Here is a 6026-nt window from a genome sequence, read left to right as displayed (position 1 = left end):
TTTGCACGTCACCCGGTTTTTTCCCTTTCTCGGATGGAAGAGGCACCCTTTATGTTCGACTCCTGGATCGCCCACCGCATGCGTCAGTTTGATGCGTCCGGAATCCGCAAGGTTTTTGAACTCGGTGCCCGGTTGAAGAATCCTATCAACCTTTCGATCGGACAGCCCGACTTCGACGTTCCCGAGCCGGTCAAACAGGCGGCGATCGACGCCATTCGAACAGGAAAAAACGGCTATTCGGTAACCCAGGGAATCGCCCCCCTGCGGGAGAAGTTGCAGGAACTCATCAGTCAGCGCTACGGCCATCCGGACCGAGAAGTCTTCGTGACGAGCGGAACCAGCGGCGGTCTGGTGCTGGCCATCCTATCCCTGGTGAACCCAGGCGAAGAGGTGATTATCTTCGACCCGTATTTCGTCATGTACGAGGCGCTCATTCATATTGCGGGAGGGGTGCCTGTGGTGGTGGACACGTATCCTGATTTTCGGATCGATGTCAATCGCGTGGAAGCTGCCCTGTCGCCACGGACGAAAATGGTGATCGTGAATAGTCCGGCCAATCCCACCGGAGTTGTGGCAAGCGAGCAGGAGCTTCGAGATCTTGCCGACTTGACAGAACGCCGCGGGATCGTACTCCTGAGCGACGAGATTTATCGCGAGTTCTGCTACGATCAGCCTTTCGTGTCCCCTGCCCAGTTCAATCCCAACACGATTGTTGTGGAAGGGTTCAGTAAAAGCCACGGGATGCCGGGGTGGCGGGTGGGAATCGCCCATGGACCAAGGGCAATCATCCAGCAAATGCTCAAGCTTCAGCAGTACAGCTTTGTGTGTGCACCCCAGCCGTTTCAGTGGGCCGCCCTGACGGCTTTGGAAGCCGATATGTCAGCCTGTTTTGCCGCTTATCGGCGCAAGCGTGATCTGATCGTCGAGGGCCTGGGCGACATTTATGAACTGGTCACGCCTCGCGGTGCCTTTTACGCTTTTCCAAAAGTTCCCTGGGGGACCGCCACAGAATTCGTCATGGAAGCGATCGAAAAACACAACCTGCTCATCATTCCGGGCAACGTGTTCAGCCGGCGTGACACGCACTTTCGCATTTCTTATGCCGCACCAGATGAGGTCATTGAGCGGGGTATTGAGGTCCTGCGCCGAATGGCCAGGCAAGTGTAAACCGCGGATACAGGTCAGCCCTGCTCTTCGTCACGCCACGGACCTGGCCGTCAGAGAAATCGTAGTGCCACACGTGACGGCATTCTCAGGCCGTCTTCTGCCTTGCCACGGGATGCCCCAGAAGCGGTTTTCGCCCCTCCACGACGTCCACGTCCACAATGTAGCGGTAGCCAGGTGGCTGATCAGGGAGCGAGAATAAGGCGTCCAGCATGATGCCTTCCACGATGGACCGTAAACCGCGGGCACCAGTACCTTTCTCGTAGGCTTTTCTGGCAATGAGCTGGAGCGCTTCGTCGGTGAACTCCAGCTCGGCGTTCTCCATGGCAAAAAGCTCCTGATACTGCTTGACGAGGGCATTTTTCGGTTCTGTCAGCACGCGGACCATGGCCGGCACATCGAGCGGACGGAGCGCCGTCACCACTGGTAGCCGACCGATGAATTCGGGAATCATTCCGAACTCGACCAGGTCTTCGCTTGTCACGTGCGACAGAAGATATTCGCGACGGAGCTCGTCTTCCGACAGTCCCCCCTGCTGGCCGGGGACCCCGGAAGCAAACCCGATTGAGCGTTTTCCTAACCGTCGGGCAATGATTTCCTCCAGCCCGACGAATGTGCCCCCGCAGATGAACAGGATATTGGTCGTGTCAACCTGGATGTACTGCTGTTCGGGATGCTTGCGGCCGCCTTGGGGAGGCACGTTGGAGATCGTCCCTTCCAGCATCTTGAGGAGGGCCTGCTGAACCCCCTCCCCTGACACGTCGCGCGTGATGGAGACGTTATGGCTGGTTTTGCGGATTTTGTCGATTTCGTCGATGTACACAATCCCCCGCTGAGCCGCCTCGATGTCGAAATCTGCCGCGTGGAGCAGCTTGAGGAGAAGATTTTCCACATCCTCCCCCACATAACCGGCTTCTGTCAGTGTTGTGGCGTCGCCGATGGCGAAAGGAACATCGAGGAGCTTGGCCAGGGTCTGGGCGAGAAGTGTCTTCCCGGAGCCCGTCGGACCGATCAGAAGAATGTTGGACTTGTCCAGCATGACGTCCGACGTACCACGATGCATAAGACGGCGGTAATGGGTGTAGACCGCGACCGCGAGGACCTTTTTCGCTTCTTCCTGCCCTACGACAAATTCATCGAGCTTGGCCACAATTTCGCGCGGTGTGGGTACCCGGGCAAAGAGAGGCCGCGCTGTGCCGGTACGGCGCCGCTCCTGTTCCAGGATCGACTGGCAAAGATCGATACAATCCCCGCAGATGTAGACATCACCGGGCCCCTCTACGAGGGGACCAACGTCCCGATAGCTTTTGCGGCAAAAGGAGCAGAACGCACTCTTTTTGCTCGCGCTGGCATTCCGTCGACCCGAGGTGAAGTCCCGTCCTGTTGGCATGCTCGTGATCCCCGGTGATTAAGATCGTTCCGTATGGACTCCAGGCCCGACCTCGCACAACTCGCGACAGGAAACCGCCCCGCCCACTCGTATGTGCCAGGTTCCCATGGTCCCACTCCCCTCCTGACATTGATTGGTCATCGGCTATTGGGCCACTAAATCGGGTACGCAACACGGACGGTGGATGTTATTTGAATAATCAGAACGTCGGGCACTGTCCGAAAATATTCACACACTTGCTGGCCTTTTCAGCCCCCCCTCGCGTGGGGCAACCGTCATCCGGCCTCCTATTGGACCGCTTTGCCCCGGCCCTGAAGGGAATCCCTCATCTTTTCCGCGATAGCGCGGTATTCGGCGTCGCTTAATCGGCCTTCTTCTTTCAAACGTTCCAGGTCGAGAAGCGATTCTTCACGCTCTGCCGCGTCGCTGGTCACTTCACGGCGAAGTTTTTGGAGGACGTAGATCCCCACCGCAATCAGGGCAACGAGCGCCGCCAGCCACGGCAAAAGAGCTACGAGGATTTGAAAGGTTTGAAGCATGAGCAACACCGTATCGTGCCATCAGAGTACGTTCTGCCGCCGCTGGAGCGCCCGTTAGTCGAGGTTGGCTCCACGCTTGCGACCCGCCTGCCACCAGGATCATGGCCAATTGAGACCGCTCCCGCCGCTTATCAGTATTGTACCGTATTTTGGGCCGCCAGCGTGTCAGGTGCTTCGTGGGCGGTTTTACACCAAGACGAGATTCTCGGCGGCGTGTGCGTCGGTCGCCCAGTACCTCGGCTTGTCCCGGTGGAAGACGCGGCTTGTTGACATGGATCCTTGACAAGGGCTATGCTCAACGATCATCGGCGGCCCGGCCTGGGTCGAATAGGGCGAGTACAGATGAATACAAGGGATGGTGAGGAGCGATACATGTCAGCGGTACTGGCGCGCATTCTCGATTGCGGTGTGGTGGCCGTCATGCGATCGGACCGGGGGGACGTCCTGGCTGACGTGGCGGAGAAATTGGCATCAGGCGGTGTCACAGCCATTGAGGTGACCTTCACAGTCCCTCGGGCCCACCGAGTCCTGGAAGCGGTTGCCAGTCGGTTGGGGGATCGCATCGTGCTGGGCGCCGGGACGGTCCTTGATCCTGAAACCGCCCGCATCGCAATTCTCTCGGGAGCTGAATTTATCGTCAGTCCGACACTCAACGTGGCAGTGATTGAAATGTGCAAGCGCTATGGGAAGCTCGTTTTTCCGGGCGCATTCACTCCCACGGAAATTTTGACGGCCTGGCAGGCGGGGGCAGATATCGTGAAGGTGTTCCCCGCAGACGTGGGCGGACCGGCGTATTTCAAGGCGATTCATGGTCCTCTCCCCTCCATTCGACTCATGCCCACCGGGGGTGTCGATCTGGATACGGCCGCCGATTTTATTCGGGCGGGAGCCTGCGCCTTGGGAGTGGGCAGCGCTCTTGTGCGTCCCCAACTCGTTCGGTCGGGGAATCTCACAGAAATCGAATCCCTTGCCCGACAGTTCGTGGAAATCGTAAGACAGGCCCGCGCGGAGAACGGGCAGCGACGCTAGCCCGATCTGCTCCACTCAGGCAGAAAGGCCATTTACCAGCTCGGGTGTGCTGCTGAACCTGCTCGATACAGCAAAGAGCCTTTGGTGATTCTTTTGCATGGTTGAATATGCGAAGTTCCGTGCTCTCAGCCCTTGAATTTCTCCTGCAGGAGAGTGTCCCGGAAGGCTTCATCTGGGTGACCTACGGAGATGATGAATACCTCCACACGCTCACCCTGCAGAAACTCCGGAAGGTCTGGCTGCCACAACCGGAGGATGAGCTCAACCTCTCGGAGTTTTCCGGGGACGATGCCACCTGGGCGGACGTTTATCGTGAGCTGGTCACAGTCAGCATGTTCACCACACATCCCCGGGTGGTGATTGTGACCCAGGCCGACAGCTTTGTAACTCGCTACCGGGCGGAACTCGAAAAATGGGTGAGCGAGAGTTCCCGCCGAAACATCCTCGCGCTGTCGGTGCATCAGTGGTCGTCGCAAACACGGCTTGCCAAGCTCGTTGCCGAAAAGGGCGTGGTCATTGAGTGCTCGTTCAGCAAGAAAAAGCGTCCAGAACTTGTCGCGTGGATTAAAAAATGGGCGAAGCAGCAATACGGGTTGACGGTGGAGCCCGAGGCCGCGGAGTTGCTCCTGGAGTCGGTGGGACCCATTTCCGGCCTGGTTGATCAAGAATTGCGAAAATTGGCCGGTTTGGGGAAGAAGACCGTCACCGCCGAGATGGTGCGGGAGCTGACCGGCACATGGCGGACGAAGACGGTATGGGAAATCATTCACGCGGCGCTGGAAGGAAGGACGGCCGTGGCACTCACCGAGGTTCACCGCCTGCTGGAGGCTGGAGAAACACCCCTGGGGATCCTGGGAATGATGGCTGCCACACTCCGACGTTACACCCTGGCCACGCATCGGTATCTCCATCCCGTGCCCGGTCAGCCTCGCGTGACGCTGCAGGGAGCACTTTCAGAATCAGGCGTTCCCGGGTTTGCGTTGAAAGACGAAGAAATGCGGCTCCGCCGGTTGGGCCGTCACCGTGCAGCACAGCTCGTCCACTGGCTCCGCAAAGCGGATGCCGCCATGAAAGGGAGCCTGGCAACCGACCCGAGGATCATCCTGGAACGGCTCATTGTGGTGCTCGGACATCCCCAAGCAGCGGACGGACGATTGGCTCCGCTGTAATGCGTAGCCACCGTCATGCAGTTCATTCCAGGCGATTCTTGAAGGTGCTGCTTTCTAGACACGGGCCCTCAAAATGAGTAGACTTGACCTTACAGAAGGGGCGTCTGGCATACCAGAGCGCCGCACAACGTTCGTCGCTCCCCCAGAAATGTTTTGATCGCTAGTGATTGAGGAAGGATCAGCGCTATGAACCGTGTGAGTCGTCGTGCGTTTATTGGGACATCGTTGGGGGCACTTGCTTCGGCCTGGGCGGTTCCCACGTTTGTCAAGGCTGAGGGAGCCAACGAAAAAATTGGGATGGCCATCATCGGGGTCCGCGGTCGGGGAGGCGAGCACATCGACGCTTTCCTGAGCGATCCACGCGTGCAGATCCTGTACATCGTGGATGCCGACGAGAAAGTCGGCCAGGGGCGCGTGGAGCAAATCTTCAAGAAAAAAGGTTTCCGGCCGAAGTTTGTGCGGGACCTTCGTGAGGCCCTTGACGATCCCGCGGTGGATGCCATCAGCACGGCCACGCCCAATCACTGGCATGCCCTCTGCGGCGTCTGGGCCATGCAGGCCGGGAAGGATGCCTACATCGAAAAGCCGATCTCCCATGAAATCGCCGAGGGTGCGGCCCTGGTGGCAGCGGCGAAGAAGTATAAACGGATTTGCCAGGTAGGTACGCAGTGTCGATCCAACCCGGCAATTCGGGAAGCGATCGCTTTTCTCCACTCCGGCGGTATTGGAGAGAGA

6 protein-coding genes are annotated in these 6026 nt (G+C 58.4%); 4 read left to right on the top strand and 2 right to left on the bottom strand.

Going from position 1 to position 6026, the window contains the following annotated elements; all coding sequences use genetic code 11:
- Positions 1–51 precede the first annotated feature (51 nt).
- Entirely contained in the window at positions 52–1167 is a 1116-nt protein-coding gene (locus H5U08_RS08445; protein ID WP_297032125.1) for a pyridoxal phosphate-dependent aminotransferase, read from the top strand.
- A gap of 85 nt (positions 1168–1252) precedes the next feature.
- Here the strand turns inward: H5U08_RS08445 and clpX are convergent, their stop codons facing one another.
- Both clpX and H5U08_RS08435 read right to left on the bottom strand, forming a co-directional pair.
- Complete coding sequence (gene clpX / locus H5U08_RS08440; RefSeq protein ID WP_297032122.1) at positions 1253–2554, bottom strand: ATP-dependent Clp protease ATP-binding subunit ClpX; 1302 nt, start codon at positions 2552–2554, stop codon at positions 1253–1255.
- A 287-nt stretch (positions 2555–2841) separates the two neighbouring features.
- A complete protein-coding gene (locus H5U08_RS08435) occupies positions 2842–3093 on the bottom strand; it encodes a hypothetical protein (RefSeq protein ID WP_297032120.1) in 252 nt (83 codons plus the stop codon).
- 372 nt (positions 3094–3465) lie between these two features.
- Between H5U08_RS08435 and eda the strand changes: the two genes are divergently transcribed.
- From eda to H5U08_RS08420, 3 genes are all read left to right on the top strand, one after another.
- Complete coding sequence (gene eda / locus H5U08_RS08430) at positions 3466–4122, top strand: bifunctional 4-hydroxy-2-oxoglutarate aldolase/2-dehydro-3-deoxy-phosphogluconate aldolase (protein WP_297032119.1); 657 nt, start codon at positions 3466–3468, stop codon at positions 4120–4122.
- Between the two features lie 107 nt (positions 4123–4229).
- Positions 4230–5291: a DNA polymerase III subunit delta gene (gene holA, locus H5U08_RS08425; protein WP_297032117.1), complete on the top strand. Its 1062-nt coding sequence runs from the start codon at positions 4230–4232 to the stop codon at positions 5289–5291.
- Between the two features lie 186 nt (positions 5292–5477).
- A partial coding sequence (locus tag H5U08_RS08420; protein WP_297032115.1) for a Gfo/Idh/MocA family oxidoreductase occupies positions 5478–6026 on the top strand: 549 nt, incomplete at its 3' end.

The sequence above is a fragment of the Thermogutta sp. genome, from assembly GCF_014359955.1.
Lineage (GTDB): Bacteria > Planctomycetota > Planctomycetia > Pirellulales > Thermoguttaceae > Thermogutta.
This window is presented reverse-complemented; position numbering and strand designations above follow the sequence as displayed.

What these genes read in the sequence shown, in the direction of transcription:
- H5U08_RS08445 (WP_297032125.1), top strand. Translation starts at nt 52, where the DNA reads ATGTTCGACTCCTGGATCGCCCACCGCATGCGTCAGTTTGATGCGTCC.
- clpX (WP_297032122.1), bottom strand. Translation starts at nt 2,554, where the DNA reads ATGCCAACAGGACGGGACTTCACCTCGGGTCGACGGAATGCCAGCGCG.
- H5U08_RS08435 (WP_297032120.1), bottom strand. Translation starts at nt 3,093, where the DNA reads ATGCTTCAAACCTTTCAAATCCTCGTAGCTCTTTTGCCGTGGCTGGCG.
- eda (WP_297032119.1), top strand. Translation starts at nt 3,466, where the DNA reads ATGTCAGCGGTACTGGCGCGCATTCTCGATTGCGGTGTGGTGGCCGTC.
- holA (WP_297032117.1), top strand. Translation starts at nt 4,230, where the DNA reads ATGCGAAGTTCCGTGCTCTCAGCCCTTGAATTTCTCCTGCAGGAGAGT.